This window comes from Aliidiomarina minuta (genome assembly GCF_003987145.1).
Classification (GTDB): domain Bacteria; phylum Pseudomonadota; class Gammaproteobacteria; order Enterobacterales; family Alteromonadaceae; genus Aliidiomarina; species Aliidiomarina minuta.
This window is the reverse complement of sequence record NZ_PIPL01000001.1, coordinates 1,938,878-1,955,877: the sequence shown is the minus strand read 5'-3', so window position 1 is coordinate 1,955,877 and position 17,000 is coordinate 1,938,878. Positions and strand designations below refer to the sequence as shown.

Sequence of the window (17,000 nt, the reverse complement as noted above, 5' to 3'; positions counted from 1 at the left end):
CACCACATAGGAAATAACCCATGCATAAGAAAAACATAATAGCGGTTGCCGTTAGTGCGGTACTGTCACTAACAGCCTATTCAGTACAGGCTTCGCAAACGACTTACTTTAGCGTTGCCGCAGCCAGCGAAACAGCTGAGAAAGATGATTTCGCGAACAACCCTTTTGCTCAGGCTTCGGCCCTGCAATACGAAGCGCCAGATTTCCGCTTGATTGAAGATGAGCATTTCATGCCAGCCTTCGAACGTGGCATGGCGGTTCATAAGGCGGAAATTGATACCATTGTAAACAACGAAGCGGCGCCAACCTTCGGGAATACTATTGTGGCACTGGAGAAAAGCGGTGAACTGCTAACGCGGGTATCACGGGTATTTTCGAATTTGAGTGGCACAGATAGCAACGAAGCACGCCGTCAAATACAGCGGGACTTGTCGTCTAAAATGTCTGCACACTCCGATGATATCAATTTGAACCCAGCACTCTTTGCCCGGGTTGAGGCTGTCTATAATCAGCGTCAAGCACTGGATTTAGATCCCGAATCAGCACGCTTGCTGGATATTTATTACGATCGTTTTGTGCGTGCTGGTGCTCGATTAAATGACGAAGAACGGCAGCAAATCCGCGCTTTAAATGAAGAGCATGCGCGCCTGGCCACGCAATTTTCTCAGAACCAGCTGGCCATTACACGCGAGATAGCCGTGGTTGTGGATAGTGAAGAAGAGCTGGAAGGTTTGTCGGACAGTCAGCTGCGTAGTGCGCGCAATGCGGCAGATGCGGCCGGGCATGAAGGTAAGTTTTTACTGAGTATTACCAACACAACACGCCAGCCGGTGTTGTCTTCGTTAAAGAATCGCGAACTGCGTCAACGGGTATGGGAGGCCTCAGCCAATCGGGGAACTTCAGGTGAATACGATAACCGCCCCCTGGTTTCACGTTTAACGCAAATACGTGCTGAACGTGCGCAACTCTTAGGATACAAGAACTGGGCTGACTATCAGTTACAGAATACCATGGCCGAAACCCCGGAAAACGTACTTGAAATGCTTAGCAGCATGGTGCCTGCGGTGGTGGAAAACACTAAGCGCGAACAAGCGGATATTGAACGGATGATCGCGCGTGAAGGCGGTGATTTTGAAGTTCAGCCATGGGACTGGGAATATTACGCTGAACTGGTTCGCCAGGAACGTTATGATCTGGACGAAAGTGAAGTGCGTGAATACTTTGAGTTTAACCGGGTGTTGCATGACGGTCTGTTCTATACCATGAACCGTCTGTATGGCATTACTTTTGAGCGCCGTGAAGACCTGCCTGTGTATCACCCTGACGTAGAGGCCTATGAAGTCTTTGACCACGACGGCACTAGCCTGGCTATTTTCTATGCTGATTACTTTGCGCGTGAAGGTAAGCGCGGGGGTGCCTGGATGAGCTCTTTTGTGGGTCAGTCGCATTTGCTGGATAAAAAGCCGGTGGTGGTGAATGTGATGAACATTCCAAAGGCCTCCGACGGCGAACCGACACTGATTTCTTACGATCATGTGACTACTATGTTCCATGAGTTGGGCCACGGTATTCACGGCATGTTTTCGGATGTGAATTATCCGTCGCTGGCAGGTACTTCCGTATCTCGTGATTTTGTTGAGTTTCCGTCGACCTTTGAAGAAGACTGGGCGGCTTATCCTGAGGTGATTAGCAACTATGCCAATCATTATGAAACCGGCGAGCCGATTCCAGACGAATTGCTTGAGAAAATCATGCAGTCACGTAGCTTTAACCAGGGTTTTGACACTTTGGAATATATCTCCGCGGCCTTTCTGGATATGGAATGGCATACCCTGAGTGCAGATGCTGGAGAACAGGACGTCGAAGCTTTTGAAGCTGCGGCACTGAGTAAACACGGGGTTGACATGCCAGCCGTGCCTCCGCGCTACAAGTCGACGTATTTCAACCATTCCATTGGTGGTGGTTATTCAGCGGGTTATTACGCTTATATGTGGAGTGAGATCTTAGCCGCCGACGCCTTTGCTTATATGCAGACAAAAGGCGGCTTGTCGCGTGAAAACGGGCAAGTCTATCGGAGTAATATTCTTGAGGTTGGTAATTCACGCCCACCGATGGAGTCTTACATTAAATTCCGTGGCCAGGAGCCTACCACCGATGCTTTGTTGATCCGTCGCGGACTTAAAATACAGTTAGATTAAAGTCAATAGAGAGAGAAGATAGAGAGAAAAAATAGCCCCGTTGATACAGGGCTATTTTTTTTCTTAATTTTCAGTCTTATTTTTAGCCGTTTATAGCCTCTTCATACAGTTCATTGACCTTATTCCAGTTGACCAGCTGCCACCAGGCTTCAGAGTAGTCGCCACGGCGATTCTGGTACTGCAAATAGTAGGCATGTTCCCAGACATCCAGAGCAAGAATAGGAGTTCCCTGGTCATCCACCACATCCATCAGTGGGTTGTCCTGATTGGGCGTGCTGGTGACCTGCAATTCACCTTGTTCGTTGACGATAAGCCAGGCCCAACCCGAGCCAAAACGAGAAGCCGCGGCACTGTTAAACTCGCTCTGCATCTCGTCGAGAGAGCCAAATTGATGCTCTATTGCTTCGCGTAGTGAACTGGAGGGCTCCCCGCCTTCGTCAACCGGAGCCATAATGTCCCAGAACAGTGTGTGGTTGTAGTGACCGCCGCCATTGTTACGAACCTGGACACTGTAGTTGGACACATTGTGCATCATGTCTTCTAAACTCAGCTCTTGTAGCTCGCTAGTCTCGGCTACTGCACTATTCAGGTTATTGATATAAGCGGCATGATGGCGCCCGAAATGAATCTCCATAGTCTGCTGGTCAATGATAGGTTCCAGTGCGTTACTGGCATAGGGTAAAGGCGCTTGTTCAAAGGCATCAGATAACGCTGGTGCAGCAAAGAGGCAAACTGCTGAGGCGAGCGTGATGGATAATGTTCTTAACATAGTGCTTCCTTAATGATTGAATAGTAACTCAATAATAACTAAATAGTTAAAAACGAGCCTGAAGTCCGATAGTCAGGTTACGTCCAGGCAGTGGGGCTTCTTCCTTAATGAAAGAGCTGTGTACAAAAGCCAGTCGGTTGCTGGCATTTTGTAGCTTGGCAAACCACATCATGTTCTGGTTCTGCCAGTTAAAGTCATAATTTATCGAGGCTTCCAGAAGAGTGTATCCTTGGGTAACCTCTTCATTCTCGGCAACATCACTTTGCCGTCCGTAACGAGACACCCCGACTGTTGCCACCCATTGATTGGCCTGGTATTGATACTCCGCACCCAGTCGGTGAGGCGGTATTCTGGGTAAATTACCGCCTTCATCTAAACGGGCACGTACAGTATCCGCCATCAGACTAAGTTGTTGCGCTGGCATGAACTGCCAGCTCACTTCGGCTTCGGCACCACGCAAAGTAGCATCGCGTTGCGTGTACTGATAGGCATCCATGGTCGCGATTTGCATGCCTAAATTTCGCAGGTAAGCAAAGTCGTCAATTTGATTATAGAACAGATTGAGTTGGTAGCTGAGATCTCCAAAGTTGCCGCGCAGACCCAGATCTAAGTTATTGGCCCGTTCAACTGAAGACAAACTTGGGTCACTGACAATGGTGGTCTGCCCATTTTCGTGGGTGACCTGATAAGCGGTGCCAATTTCATAGGAGCGGGTGCCTACATGTACGCCGTTTGCATAAAGTTCATTAGCGATGGGTGCGCGTTCAGCCTGACTAAAGGCGGCCGTTAACCGGTGATTCTGATTGAGGCTGTATACGCCGCCGATAGACCAACTGAATAAGTTAAATGGATCATCAATATCGCGAATACCGCTGGCGTCTTCGACGTCCGATGCTTTATGAGTCAGCCGTTCAAAGCGAGCTCCGGCTTCAAACTTTAAAGAACCAAAATGACGTTCCTGCAATAAAAACAGGGCATGACTATCGGTATCTGTGTTGGGTGTGAAGGCTTCTTCGCCCGCGGCTTCGTAGTCGCGTGTGGTGCCATGGTAACCAATAACTCCACGCCAGCCGTTGTCGAGTAGATAGATCCCCGTCAAGCGCATTTCCCAGGCTTTGCTGGTAAATTCGGTTTCGGGCACACCTTCGTCATACTCAGCATGGTCATAATCTGTGAACGCCAGATCGGCAGTGAGTAATTCCCAGCTCTGATGGCCAGGCTGATATTCAGCGGCGAGGGCAACCCGTTGCTGGTTGAGCTTAATGAGTTCTCCTTCGTCTTCATCGTCAGGGCTGGCAGGCCCTTCAGGTAACCCATAACTGCTATCCATATAGCCATAACTAAAACCAACGAACCCCCAATCGGCGATATGGCTGCTGCCAAAATTCAGCGTGTGATGCTCGGCCCAGGAATTATCCAGCCGGGACGTGCTATAACCTTCATCATTACTGTACCTGGGAACACGATAGTCGTTACTTTTCCGGTAGTGGCCATCGGCATGGAAGGCTAAGTTATCGCCGCTGGTGTCGTGGGAGAAGCTAAGTGCGCGTTCAGTGGCAGCAGTATTAAACTTGCCTTGCAGTAACGTGTCCGGGCGTCCCGATGCGGTGCGCGGAATGCGATTGTCAACAACGTTAATGACACCACCTATAGCGCCACTGCCGTATAGCAGAGTGGCGGGGCCTCTGAGCACTTCAATTTGCTGTGCTGTCATAGCATCCGCGGTAATTGCATGATCCGGGCCCTCGCGGGAAACATCGCCTGTGCTCATGCCGTTGCGAACCACCTGTACGCGGGGTCCGTCAAGCCCACGAATTACCGGACTGGAGGCTACGGGGCCAAAATAGTTGCCATGTACGCCAGGTTCATATTTGAGGGTTTCACCAATACTGGCTTCAGCCCGTTGGGTCAGCTCATCGCCACTTAATACGGAAACCGGCCCCGCCATTTCAACCGCATTGCGGCCTAAGCCTGAAGCCCGCACGGTAATGGTTTCAAGTGGGTGACTGCTCTCAGTATTTGCCAATACAGGTTCTTCTGCAGGTTCATCAGAAGCGTTGAGGACTGGGGCGCTGAGTAGCGCGGCAATTGCGAAGGTTAAGTTAGTATACGAGCGCATGAGTACCCTCTTATTTATATATGATGTCAAAGCGTGAAAGGCCCTAGCATTGCATTGCGAGGGATCGATGTATCAAATTAGTGTAATGTTATAACATAACATTACAAAGGTTCAAAGTGGCCCTTATAGGTCGTTTAAAATTGATAGGAGATTTAACAAAGCCTTTGCAGTGCACACCATGAAACAAGATGTAACAAAGAGCTTGGTGCCTGTGGAGGATTAGTTTGCTAGCTTGTTTATAAACACTATCTGGGGTGACTTATGTTAAAAACGGTTCTTTTTTATCTCTTATTAGGTATGTCTTTCGCTATAGCGGCATCCGAGACTCCGCAAGTGACTCATTATGAGACCCAGGTTTCTTTTAATAATGAGGCTGGTGGGTTGCAAGTCGATTCGCGTCTGGTTATCCCCTCCACCAGCTTAAAGAACAATACAGCTAGCCTGTTTTTGCATAAGGACTTTGCAATAAGCCACATTAGCGGAGACACCTTAGAAGATTATACCGTTAGCGTATCTGAGATCGTGCCCGTCTGGAGTGTTATCACTTTGCAGTTTAGTGGCGATACACCCATGCATGAAATTGATATATCTTACAGCGGTTTGATTGACGCTGAAGCAGGTCATGGTAATTATATCGATAATCAGAGCATTCACCTGAGTATCGATTCGGGGTGGCATCCGGTATTTGCAGACTTTTCTACGCCAATTCAGGGCACACTGCACGTAGAGCTACCTGCTGACTGGAAGCTGTACGGACCCGGTAAGGTGCGACAGACAGACAAAGGGCTCCAGCTGATCTCAGAGCAACCGACAATAGACGTGGCCATCTATGCAACATCGCAGGGAAAGCAGGCAGTCGATAAAGGTTTTACGGTTGTCTACGACACTGAAAATGAAGATCATGCTGGCGCATTAGCGAGCATGGGAAACGAGTGTCTTATTTCACTCAATACTAAATTTGCAGCAACAGACACAACAAACAGGCTGGATTCGGCCACTTTAGTGTTGTTAGACCGCACAGGCCCCAGTTTTGCTCGTTCCAGTTACTTATCTGTCACCAGTGAACTCTTAGTAAATGAACAACAGAGTTACCATTATATATGCCATGAACTTGCGCATCATTGGACAGAATTTGGCGACCCTATGTCACACCATTACTGGATGGTAGAGTCATTTGCTGAGTACGTGGCGGCAAGAGAGGTCAGGCAGAAATTTGGATTAGAGTCTTATGAAGCCGTTGTCGCGGACTGGAAACAACGGGCGCAAGGGCATGACTTTGTCTGGAAAGCCGACGTTAAAGAACGTGCGCCTGCTATGGTCAATTATGCGCTAGGTCCGCTTCTGCTGAAAAAGCTTGAACAAAAAATCGGAGACGAAAGCTTTAACCAGCTGCTGGATGGTTACATGACTACACCCTTGACTGAAACTGAAGCATTGCTTGCTGAGCTAGAGCAACTGACATCAAAAGAGACCAGACAGTGGTTTGAGCAGGTACTTGGGGGAGATTTTTAAACTTTTTGGGGTCTACAGAAATCTGTTAGCTATTAAAACGATCCATAATGATGAAAAACATAGTATTTATTCTGGCCGCCTTGCTCTTCTTTGTAGCTTTCACGCTATCGGCACAGCCACAGGTTAAACGGGAGGACGGCTCCGTTATTCAGTACTACCTGAATAACCCCGCAGCCGATACTTTGTTGGTTGTGTTTCATGGCTCTGACTGCAATAGCGTGCAACATATCGAGTCCATACAGACTATGTGGCAAACCCTGAGCCCAGAGGCTGCCTTATTAACGATAGAAAAGTACGGCATTGATGCTGCTTTGCCTTATGCAACTGGCGAACGCGAAGATTGCCCAGCGGCGTACCTAGAGAATAATTCGCTTACCCAACGTATAGAGGATGGCACTCGGGAGCTTGAACCCTTGCACCATATCCAGGCACCAGTGCTCGTAATGCAGTCCGACGCCGACGAGAGCGTTGACCCAGCGCGAACCCAGTCTGAAATCGCGACCTTTATTGAAAATGGCGCTACCCATATCGAATTAAGAATGCTGCCCGGACTTGATCACAGCTTTCGCGACGCAGACGGCAAATCGCACCTGGCTGAAGTGCTCGAAGAGGTTGCGTTGTGGCTCAGTAGCGTAAAGTAAGCAAAAAGGTTACGCGAACACTGAACGAATATGATCATACCAGAGTTCGCCTTGCTGAAATGACCTGCGCCATTATTGCGTTGCCGTTCCCAAAGCCCCCACGGAGCCTAAGCTGTTCCAGTCCGGGGTTTGCTGTTGTCCCAGGTGGCGTGAAAAGAAGTCGAACTGGCGGCGTTGAATATAACGCACGGGGCCACTGGAACGGCCTACTGAGTGTTCACCACCGGGCACTACTAAGAGGTCAAAGTCTTTCTCTGCCTTGATCAGGGCATCGACTAATTGCATGGTCGATGCGGGATCAACGTTACTGTCCTGTTCGCCGTTGATGATTAACAACTGGCCTTCCAGTAATTCGGCATGCTCTACCACTGAAGATTGCGCATAATGGGGCCCCACCGGATAGCCCATCCATTGTTCGTTCCAGCTGATTTTATCCATACGGTTGTCATAACAGCCGGCAAATGCCACGCCGACACTATAAAAGTCAGCATGAAAGAGCAGGGCAGCGACGGTGCTCTGGCCACCAGCGGATGCGCCGTAAATACCTACGCCATTATCAATCTGGTACCAGTTATATTGCTCAGCCGCTGCCTGATGCCACAGAATGCGATCCGGAAAACCGGAGTCTGCCAGGTTTTGCCAGGCAACATCATGAAATGCTTTGGAGCGATTTGCGGTGCCCATGCCATCAATCTGCACCACAATAAAACCCAGGTCGGCCAGTGCCTGCATGCCAATCACTTTATCGCCGCCGGCATGTAAACCAAAGGGCCAGAAGCTTTTAGGTACAAAACTGTCGTGCGGACCGGCGTAGATGTTTTCAATCACCGGATAGCGCCGTTCGGGGTCAAAATCCTGTGGTTTGACAATCAGGCCCCAGATATCGGTTTCACCGTCGCGGCCTTTGGCGACAAAGGTTTCAGGTGGCTGGAAACCGGCTGCGGTCAGGCGGCTGATATCGGCGCTGGCCAGTTCACGCACCAATGAACCATCCTGAGTAAGGCGTAATTCGGCAACCGTGGGCAAGTCGGTGCGTGAACGCAGCACAATGTAATGCTGCATATCGGGCGAGAAGGTCAGTTCGTGGTGGGCATTGCCCTCGGTTAATGGGGTTAGTTCAGTGCCGTCAAAGTTGACGCGGTAATAATGCTCAAAGTAGGGGTCCTGGCCTTCATAACGGCCGCTGGCTGAGAACCAGATCTGTTGCTTGTCTTCATCGACATGCACGACCGAGCGCACCCGCCAGGCGCCGTTGGTAACCTGATTAACCAGCTCACCTTCGCTATTGTAATGATACAGATGAGCCCAGCCATCACGTTCCGATAACCAGATAGCGCCCTTGTCGCCCTGATGCAGTGGTTGGAAAAAAGTAGCCCACTGATTAATAAAGGTGTCACTGTTTTCACTCACCAGTGCGCGGGGTTCTGCGCTGGTCGCATTGACGTCTATTAAACGTACCCGCTGGTGGCCGCGCTCAGTGTATCTGAAGGTAAAACTGCTACTGTCCTGTTGCCATTCTACGCGGTCTATCTGGTAGGGTTGGCTGAAGAGTGCATTGTCTATGACATGAGTTTCCTGCGCCTCAAGCTTCACCAGGACCGGCTGATCCTGATCTACTGCATCTCCGGGTTTAGGATATAACTGCACAACCGTTTTGGGTTCCAGTTGGTCTTCGGGGGCGGTCAGCACCCGGGTGACCATACGGGCATCGCCGGGCCTTACTTGCATGATAACAAGGGACGAACTGTCCGGTGCCCATTGAATGGACTCAGGATCATAAAAATGGTTAGCCTCACCGTCACTGGTTTCCATGACTGTTTCGCCGTCGGCGGTTTTTACCACTAAATTATAGTCAACGACATGCGCCTGATAACGCTCGTTGGGCGAGGGGCGTAGCGGATTATGGGCATCTACACGTAAGTCTCTTACCACACCAAAGGCTTTTGGGCGCGTCTGGCGTGGAGTAGTGGCGCAATGCAGTTCATTTAACTGGCATTGCCAGGATTCACCAGCGTGAAAAAAACGGATGCTTTGTTCATTGTCGGCGTAGCGAAATTGATCAAAGGGCAGGTGCAGGGGATCGATACTATCGCCACTGGCCTTAGTTAAAGTATCGGCAATGTGTTGATGGTCGAAGGCGAGAACAGCACCATCGCTTTCCAGGTTGTCACGAAAAAACTGAAAGCCGCCTGCTACACTGAGTTTGTAATGAAACTCATCGCCTTCAGCGGTCCAGGCCGGATACCTCATCAGGTCACGGGTCAGTGTCATCCAGTGGTCACGTAATGAGAGGGAGCTTTCGACCTGCCCCGGGTCGACACTGGAATGGGCCGTCAGACTGAACAGAAGTAACAAGGTGCCAAAATAGCCGCTGGTTTTCATGAGGAATGCCTCTGAGGAGGGATTAAAAGATCCAATAGTGTTTAGTCTCAACCAGGCGACTTCCTATTACAAGAGATGCTGAGCTGGCGCATGTAAAAAACCAAAGGGATAGGTGATTACAATGAATTTTAAGTTAGGGAAAACACTGCTGTTAACAACCATGTTCATGGTACTCAGTTATGGGCAGGTCACATCAGCTCATGCTTCTGAAAACTGGGAAAGAGTTTACCTCGAGCGCTTCGATACTGTTCTACAATTATTCAACCAACAGGGCTGTCAATTTTATCAGGGCGTGGCCTATCTGTATGACTTAGACCAGGGGCACTCGCTTACCTATGATGAAGCCGCCTCACATTATCCTGAGCTGGAAAATACATTGGCGGTTGTTGAATGCGAATTGTCCGCCTCGGTCGATGAACTGAGTCAGTTGATTAACATTGAGTCCTTTAAAGAGAGCGGACTTGTCCTGCTTTATTTTGATGTCGCTAGCGATGCAGGCGGAGACAATCGCAATGTTTTCACCTCCGGCATGCTGGAAAATTACCAAAACAGACTGGATCGTTTAAGTGAATTCGAGGAGCTCCCTAAGTACTGGATTATTCCATCCAGAGTAGGACTTGTACCCCAGTAAAACTAGGTCATTCACTGCAAAGCGGACTTCATAATGCTAGATATTCCAGATCGAGAGAATTTGCTTCGCCGGGGCTGGCTTCCTCTAGTCATATGAATTGTTATCCTGGCTCAGAGTTAACTGAGGAAGTGTTTTTTTAAGATATGCCTGCCTGAGGCGAAATGAGTGTGTTGGGTCAGTTATTGTGCCATTTTGATAATTTAGAGATTATGGTTTGTACATACAAGCTTACTGATTTGTGACGTTGGAGCTCCCTTTAAGAGTTGTCGTCACTCTCATATTCAGCAGACTTTTCAATGCTCTTGGTCAACCTTTCTCACAGAACCTGTTAATTTTGTTGAGGCAAAAAGCAAAAAATCTAGCAACCAACTATACATATTCCATATGAATTGTTAAAAATATATTGCCTATGGAGCGGTTGGGCGGAATTGCCCAAATTTGGGCGAAAAAACTTTCAATATTCTAAAAGGAATGGAAATATGAGTTTACGAAAAAAATCGTTGGTTTAGCGTGTGCTGCTGCAGTTAGCTCACTTTGCTTGAGTGTTTGGGCGGCTTGTGGGGACTCAGCGTGTGGTTATGTTGGTGATACATATACGTGTTATGTCGAAACTGAGCGAGGTATAACTGCATGCACCTCGGCCAGTCCATGCTCTGTTAGCTGCTAATATACCCTGGCGGCCATCTGGCCGTCAGTTTTTCTTGTTAAAAAACGCTTACAAAGAATAAAATAGGTAAATATAATGAATTTTAAGTTAGGGAAAACACTGCTGTTAACAACCATGTTCATGGTACTCAGTTATGGGCAGGTCACATCAGCTCATGCTTCTGAAAGCTGGGAAAGAGTTTACCCCGAGCGCTTCGATACTGTAGAACAATTTTTCCTGCAGCAGGGGTGTCAATTTTATCAGGGCGCGGGCTATTTGTATGACTTAGATCAGGAACACTGGCTTACATTTGATGAAGCCGCCTCACATTACCCCGAGCTTGAAAACACATTGACGGATGTTGAATGCGAATTGTCCGCCTCGGTCGAAGAACTGAGTCAGTTGATTAACATTGAGTCCTTTAAAGAGAGCGGACTTGTCCTGCTATATTTTGATGTCGCTCGCGATGCAGGCGGAGACAATCGCAATGTTTTCACCTCCGGCATGCTGGAAAATTACCAAAACAGACTGGATCGTTTAAGTGAATTCGAGGAGCTCCCTAAGTACCGGATTATTCCATCCAGAGTAGGACTTGTACCCCAGTAAAACTAGGTCATTCACTGCAAAGCGGACTTCATAATGCTAGATATTCCAGATCGAGAGAATTTGCTTCGCCGGGGCTGGCTTCCGTTGGTCATTATTGGCGGGTGCGCTTTGTTGCTGGCGCTTGCTGTGCTCTCGTGGAAAACCTTAACGGCTTCAACGGCACATGAGATCCATATCAGTGAGGCGGATATTGGTCATGTTGAAGCCCGGGTTTCTGCGTTCGGTCGCCTTTTACCGCGCCAAACGAGCAGCATTATTTCGGAAGTGGATGGCACTGTTGTTCAAATTAATCGTTACCCCGGCTCTGAACTAGCCGAAGGTGACAGTATTATCACCTTGCGAAACCCTTTGCTGGAACGCGAAAAAGAGCGCGCTCAGTTGTCGGTGCTGGAAGCTATGGCAGGCTGGGAATCAGCAAAAGCCCAGTTACAACGAGAAGCGATCCAGTTAGACAATGATGTCGAGATACTGCGCAATGAAATTGTGTTTGCTGAGCGTGAGCTGGAAACCATGGAAGTACTGATTGAGCAGCAAATCATTGCGCAATTAGACTTCCTGCGTGCGCAAACCTCAGTGGAACAAGCGCATTTAAAACTGAACCTGGGGCGTAGAAGCATAGAGGCATTCTCTCAGTACCGGGACGCCGAAGAACAAGCCTATCGTTATCGGTTGGAGCAGGCCGAGAAGCTGTTAGCTATGGCGGAAAACGATATTGAGCAGCTGGATATTAAAGCAACGCGTTCGGGGCTTTTAAATGAGCTTGGTGACGATATCGAGCCTGGAACACCGGTCCAGCGTGGGCAGGTCATCGCGCAAATAACGGACCCGCAATCTTTGTATGCGGACCTTTTGATTTCAGCCAGTGATGCGGCGCAGGTACAGGTTGGCCAGGCGGCAGTGATTAATGTTCGCGGGCAGAGAGTGCGGGGCGAAGTCCTGAGAATTCACCCCAGTGCGCAGAATAATCAGGTGCGCCTGGAGGTTGTATTTCTTGATGGACTTCCCGACTCCAGCCGCCCGAACCTGGAAGTAACCTCACAAATTACCACTGCAGAAGCTGAGAATGTGATACGCATCCGAACCCCGACCTATGTGACGCAGGGACATAGCACGGCGTATGTTTTTGTGGGTAATGGCGAACGCTTTGAAAGACGGGAAGCGACGTTTGGTGTGTTAAGTGGGGATTATGTAGAGGTGGTTTCCGGCATAGAAGCGGGCGACCATGTGCTGCTGGATATCCCCGTCGCTATGCGCACAAGAAACTTCGTGACAAAAAGGGATTTAACCAATGGATAGCTTAATAAAATTAAATAACATTGGCCGCACCTTTGGTCAGGGAGCGGGCAAGCTGGACGCGCTGAGTGATATATCGCTGGAGGTAGCGGACGGTGAGAGCCTTGCTATTGAAGGCACATCTGGCAGTGGCAAATCGACACTGCTGTCCATCATCGGCTTACTTGATCAGGAAACATCCGGCGAGTATTTTTTGCGTGCGCATCAGGTCACGGGTTTAACCGCAAAACAAAAAAGCGTGCTGCGTAATCGTCATATTGGCTGGATATTCCAGAATTTTAATTTGATCAATGACATGACGGCGATTGAGAACGTGGCCTTACCGCTCAGGTACGATTCCAGTGTGCCTTCAGCGGAATATGTTGAACGAGCTGCCAATGCCCTTGAACGCGTCGGGTTATCGGCCAAGATGAAGTCACGGCCCAATGAGCTCTCTGGTGGTCAACAGCAACGTGTTGCGATAGCCCGGGCTCTGGTCAATAAACCCAGCTTGCTGCTTGCCGATGAACCTACAGGTAATCTGGATTCGAAGACCAGTGGCAGCATAGTGGACCTGTTGTTGGAGTTACAGAGTGAGGGGACCACCGTGATTCTGGTCACTCATGACGCCGCTGTTGCAGGCCGTTGTCAGCGTAAAATACGCCTTGAGGATGGGCGGCTTGTCGATGGTAACTAACTCTTATTTATTTGAGGTTACCTGTGAGTGGCGGCGATGGGCGGGTCAGCGGGGCAAGCTGCTGGTTCTTTTGCTTGGCTTTGCCATTGTGTGCGCGTTACTTACCTTATCGCTGAGATTTGGTCAGATATTGTTGAGCGCTAATCCTGGATGGCTTGGCAGCGATGATTATTTTTATACTCTCGCGTATCAGCATGAAGATGGCCGTCAGGCCCCGGTCAATAAAGTGGCCGTGCAGAATGCCTCCGAGCTGGCAGATGTTGAACAGGCGTCCTGGTTGTCGTTTAGCAATGCTCCATTGGAGTCTTCAAATTGGACACTGCGCGACCCTCTGGTGGCTTTTTATGCCGACAACTTCTTTAGTATGACCGGAGTGTCCGAACTACCCCCTGCTGAACAGAGCAATACGGTCTGGATTAGTGAGCGTTTCTGGCGCGAGGAACTTCAGGCCTCGCCCTCGGTAGTGGGGGAGCGCTTTTATCACGAACGGGTGCCCCATGCGTTTGTGGTGGGCGGTGTGTTGCCGGCATCGTTAAATAAGCTCGGAAACTGGCAACCGGATGTATGGATTCCTGGCGACTATCTGCGCTTTACCACGCCATTTGATGCCAGTAGCGAAACCATGGTCGACCGATTTTTGAATGCGGCGCCCATTTATTTTGGTGTTTTTAGCTCCGAAAAGCGGCTAAACGAAGAGAGCCTCACCGAGCGCCTGAGAGCTATTGACACCAGCGTTTCCGGTATGAGCTTTGCGAGTGAGGGCGGAGTGCTGCAAGTATACCGAGGCATTGAACTCTCGCCCGTCGAGCGACAAAATATGCTGGCGCAATGGCGGCTGTTAATATTCCTGGTGGTCGCCTTAGGGGTGGTGTTGGCCTTCAATACCTTCATGGTGTTCACCAGCCGTTTTTTGATCTACCAAAAAGACTACCAAATCATGCGCGTAGTTGGTGCCACCCCAAGGTATCAGCTTGGCAGCGCCCTGTTTGTTGCCGCGGTCAAGCTTGCGGTCATTGCGATTGTATCTTTGCTACTACTGCTGATACTGGAAACCGTGATTAGCAAGCATCCGACCTACCAGGCACTGCAGGGGGATATGAGCCTGGGGATCAACTACGGGCAATGGCTGGCCAGCTGGATGTTGATATCTGTAGTTTTCCTGGCGTGCTTCTTGGTGCCGCTTATCAGGGTATCGAAAAAAGAACTGTTCGACAGAGCCATGGGGACCAGCAGTAGTAAGTTGCGCAAACTAGGTGCGCAGGGAAACCTGGCGTTGCAGTTGACCGTAGCCCTGGTGTCATTAAATATGGCGCTGACTTTTGCTTTGTATCAATGGCAGGCCATGACCGATAGCAGTATTGAGGTAAGCACGCAGTCGTTGAACGTCAGTCAGCGAGGAACCGGGCTGGCAATCCGGTCGCTGACGGAGGGCGGAGTTGCGGATATAGATGCGGGTGAGGTCGCGGTGTCCTTTGCACCTTTTGCACAACCGCAGACGCTCGCCATAGAGGACCCTAATTTATTACCTCAGCAGGTTACCTTCGACATACATTATGTCACCAGAAACTATTTTGACGTATTAGATGTAGCGACGTTCGCAGGTAATGAGGACTGGCAAAGCGGTATTCGCATCAATCGGAGAGCAGCTGATATTCTAGGCGGGAACGGCTCCGGTAGCGACCTTGTGGGTACTAGTCTGACTCTGGGTGGAATTCATGGTCACGCACAGATTACCGGGATTGTTGATAATGTGCCTCACCGCGGAAGGGCGCGGGCGAGCGAGCCAATGATTTATTTATCTGTTGAAGCGAGCGCTCACGCTCCGCGGTCTGTGACGTTTTTCTTCGGCGAGGCAGACAGAATCGCACAAGCGTTGCATACCTGGTTGAATCGGGAAATGATTGATCCTTCTTTTTCCGAGACCAGGTCGATAGCCCAGATTCTGGCGCAGCAAGATCAGGCGGTGAATTCGTTATTTATTTCCACTGTGCTCATTTCGGCTTTAATCATTGCCAGTGTGCTGATAAGCCTGGGGTATCAGATTAAAGCCAGGCTGAGAGTGGATCGGCATGAGTACGGCGTTTTGCTGGCCATTGGGGCACCACCACAAAGTCTACTGTTAAGAGTGTTACGGCATGCGTTCATGGCACTTGCCGTCGCTGTGCCTTTGGCCGTATTCATTCTGGCGCTCATAACGGGACAAGTGCAAGCGAATAGTGCGCTACCGATTTCCTTCGAACCCGTTGCATTTATTTTAGCTTGTTTTGCTACCTTATTACTCACCATGGTGACTGCGATGGTGCCGCTAAGACGGATTTTAAAGGAACCTATTTTCAGTTATTTGCGGCAAGGCTGACGCTACGCAGATATTCGAAGGTAGTGCTTTATTTAGATATTGATTGCTTCGTTAAAATAGAAAGTTGACTTTCGGTTTTTAGCCTGTATTATTTGCGCCGCTTGCGTGTGCAAGTAACTATTTGAGAGACCTATGAACGCAAATTGTAGCCACGCGGAACCTCCGAGTTGTCGCTTAGCTAAAATTGAAAATTTGAAAAACCTATGTGCAACGCGTCAGACGTTGTGCTCTTCTCTCTGCCTGCCTAGTTAATAGTCTCGCAGTTAGCTCAGCACACTATTGACGTGAGCTGAGGACTGCAAAATTTGTCAGTTATTCTTAACCGACTTATCCCTTAAGCACTTAAAAACATGTATGACTAAGCTGATCTGATTCGCTTAGCCTGCGATGTCTTTACGTACTTGAGCCCTCATCCCTGCACATAGATTTTTCCACAAACTATAAGGGAAATTTTATGCAGTTCAAACTGAACGCTTTAACACTTTCGGCTGCCTTTGCAGCAGGTTTTGCCGTATTTGCCAGTCAGCCAGTGATGGCCAATGGCGGACACTTTCTGGTGGACGATGCGGACATTACTCCCCCGGGCGAGTGCATGCTGGAAACCTGGTTTCAGCGGGCTTCTGCCGGTGCACCGCAACGTGTAGATCAGCCTAATGCGAGTCATTCCTGGGTGGCTATGCCCATCTGTACTACGCAGAATGGTTGGGAAGTCAGCCTGCCAGTAGAGTACAACACCAGTGACAGTGAGCTTGCCGCTTACGGTCTGGAATTGAAAACCATGCTCTCGACCAACCTCAATGGCGGCGCATTGGCGCTCTCTGTTGGTGTCATGCGGGATCATCAGGAAAGTGACTTTGAAGGCGGCTTTATTAATTTACCATACAGCTATCCGGTGAACGACGCTTTGATGGTGCATGTCAATGTGGGTACTGAATACAATAATTTTGATTCAGAGTGGAACCCTACCTGGGGTCTTGCAACTACCTTTACGGTTAATGAACGTTTAGATCTAATTGCCGAAACCGCGGGTGTAAGTGATGACAGTCCTGCGGCAGCGCTTGGTTTTCGCACTGTGCTTAACGACCGTATAGAGTTTGATGCAAGCTTTGGACGTGACTTTGAAGTCCGTAGCAACATCGTAACAATTGGCCTTAATGTGGCCTTTTAAGGG

12 protein-coding genes are annotated in these 17,000 nt (G+C 49.3%); 9 read left to right on the top strand and 3 right to left on the bottom strand.

The genetic code is table 11. The features are described from left to right. The first annotated feature begins 20 nt into the window (after positions 1-20). The gene (locus tag CWE09_RS09430; protein WP_126803711.1) at positions 21-2,198 is read left to right on the top strand and encodes a M3 family metallopeptidase; all 2,178 of its coding nucleotides are present in this window, start codon (positions 21-23) and stop codon (positions 2,196-2,198) included. 82 nt (positions 2,199-2,280) lie between these two features. On the opposite strand, the gene CWE09_RS09425 is transcribed toward CWE09_RS09430, so the two are convergent. Then, the gene (locus CWE09_RS09425) at positions 2,281-2,967 is read right to left on the bottom strand and encodes a superoxide dismutase (protein ID WP_126803710.1); all 687 of its coding nucleotides are present in this window, start codon (positions 2,965-2,967) and stop codon (positions 2,281-2,283) included. Between the two features lie 46 nt (positions 2,968-3,013). Then, entirely contained in the window at positions 3,014-5,086 is a 2,073-nt protein-coding gene (locus CWE09_RS09420) for a TonB-dependent receptor (protein WP_126803709.1), read from the bottom strand. A 261-nt stretch (positions 5,087-5,347) separates the two neighbouring features. Here CWE09_RS09420 and CWE09_RS09415 point away from each other — a divergent pair, with 261 nt between their 5' ends. Together CWE09_RS09415 and CWE09_RS09410 are read left to right on the top strand one after the other, a co-directional pair. Continuing rightward, entirely contained in the window at positions 5,348-6,598 is a 1,251-nt protein-coding gene (locus CWE09_RS09415; RefSeq protein WP_126803708.1) for a M1 aminopeptidase family protein, read from the top strand. Between the two features lie 47 nt (positions 6,599-6,645). Next, the gene (locus CWE09_RS09410) at positions 6,646-7,239 is read left to right on the top strand and encodes a prolyl oligopeptidase family serine peptidase (protein WP_126803707.1); all 594 of its coding nucleotides are present in this window, start codon (positions 6,646-6,648) and stop codon (positions 7,237-7,239) included. A gap of 72 nt (positions 7,240-7,311) precedes the next feature. On the opposite strand, the gene CWE09_RS09405 is transcribed toward CWE09_RS09410, so the two are convergent. Next, on the bottom strand, positions 7,312-9,621 hold the full coding sequence (locus CWE09_RS09405; protein ID WP_126803706.1) for a DPP IV N-terminal domain-containing protein: 2,310 nt from the start codon (positions 9,619-9,621) through the stop codon (positions 7,312-7,314). A gap of 121 nt (positions 9,622-9,742) precedes the next feature. Here CWE09_RS09405 and CWE09_RS09400 point away from each other — a divergent pair, with 121 nt between their 5' ends. The 6 genes from CWE09_RS09400 (at position 9,743) to CWE09_RS09375 (ending at position 16,997) form a co-directional block, all read left to right on the top strand. Further along, positions 9,743-10,252 carry a hypothetical protein gene (locus CWE09_RS09400; protein ID WP_126803705.1) on the top strand — a complete coding sequence of 170 codons (510 nt, stop codon included), beginning with the start codon at positions 9,743-9,745 and terminating at the stop codon, positions 10,250-10,252. A gap of 742 nt (positions 10,253-10,994) precedes the next feature. After that, a complete protein-coding gene (locus CWE09_RS09395) occupies positions 10,995-11,504 on the top strand; it encodes a hypothetical protein (protein ID WP_126803704.1) in 510 nt (169 codons plus the stop codon). 33 nt (positions 11,505-11,537) lie between these two features. Continuing rightward, on the top strand, positions 11,538-12,800 hold the full coding sequence (locus CWE09_RS09390; protein WP_126803703.1) for an efflux RND transporter periplasmic adaptor subunit: 1,263 nt from the start codon (positions 11,538-11,540) through the stop codon (positions 12,798-12,800). Further along, a complete protein-coding gene (locus CWE09_RS09385) occupies positions 12,793-13,473 on the top strand; it encodes an ABC transporter ATP-binding protein (protein ID WP_126803702.1) in 681 nt (226 codons plus the stop codon). The genes CWE09_RS09390 and CWE09_RS09385 overlap by 8 nt, the downstream gene beginning before the upstream one ends. After that, the gene (locus tag CWE09_RS09380; RefSeq protein WP_241974354.1) at positions 13,463-15,829 is read left to right on the top strand and encodes an FtsX-like permease family protein; all 2,367 of its coding nucleotides are present in this window, start codon (positions 13,463-13,465) and stop codon (positions 15,827-15,829) included. The genes CWE09_RS09385 and CWE09_RS09380 overlap by 11 nt, the downstream gene beginning before the upstream one ends. A 454-nt stretch (positions 15,830-16,283) precedes the next feature. Next, positions 16,284-16,997, top strand: coding sequence for a hypothetical protein (locus CWE09_RS09375; protein ID WP_126803700.1), 714 nt, complete (start codon positions 16,284-16,286; stop codon positions 16,995-16,997). The last annotated feature ends 3 nt before the right edge of the window (positions 16,998-17,000 follow it).

Bases quoted from the DNA above. Each gene is read 5' to 3' on its own strand.
- CWE09_RS09430 (WP_126803711.1), top strand. From the start codon at position 21: ATGCATAAGAAAAACATAATAGCGGTTGCCGTTAGTGCGGTACTGTCA.
- CWE09_RS09425 (WP_126803710.1), bottom strand. From the start codon at position 2,967: ATGTTAAGAACATTATCCATCACGCTCGCCTCAGCAGTTTGCCTCTTT.
- CWE09_RS09420 (WP_126803709.1), bottom strand. From the start codon at position 5,086: ATGCGCTCGTATACTAACTTAACCTTCGCAATTGCCGCGCTACTCAGC.
- CWE09_RS09415 (WP_126803708.1), top strand. From the start codon at position 5,348: ATGTTAAAAACGGTTCTTTTTTATCTCTTATTAGGTATGTCTTTCGCT.
- CWE09_RS09410 (WP_126803707.1), top strand. From the start codon at position 6,646: ATGATGAAAAACATAGTATTTATTCTGGCCGCCTTGCTCTTCTTTGTA.
- CWE09_RS09405 (WP_126803706.1), bottom strand. From the start codon at position 9,621: ATGAAAACCAGCGGCTATTTTGGCACCTTGTTACTTCTGTTCAGTCTG.
- CWE09_RS09400 (WP_126803705.1), top strand. From the start codon at position 9,743: ATGAATTTTAAGTTAGGGAAAACACTGCTGTTAACAACCATGTTCATG.
- CWE09_RS09395 (WP_126803704.1), top strand. From the start codon at position 10,995: ATGAATTTTAAGTTAGGGAAAACACTGCTGTTAACAACCATGTTCATG.
- CWE09_RS09390 (WP_126803703.1), top strand. From the start codon at position 11,538: ATGCTAGATATTCCAGATCGAGAGAATTTGCTTCGCCGGGGCTGGCTT.
- CWE09_RS09385 (WP_126803702.1), top strand. From the start codon at position 12,793: ATGGATAGCTTAATAAAATTAAATAACATTGGCCGCACCTTTGGTCAG.
- CWE09_RS09380 (WP_241974354.1), top strand. From the start codon at position 13,463: ATGGTAACTAACTCTTATTTATTTGAGGTTACCTGTGAGTGGCGGCGA.
- CWE09_RS09375 (WP_126803700.1), top strand. From the start codon at position 16,284: ATGCAGTTCAAACTGAACGCTTTAACACTTTCGGCTGCCTTTGCAGCA.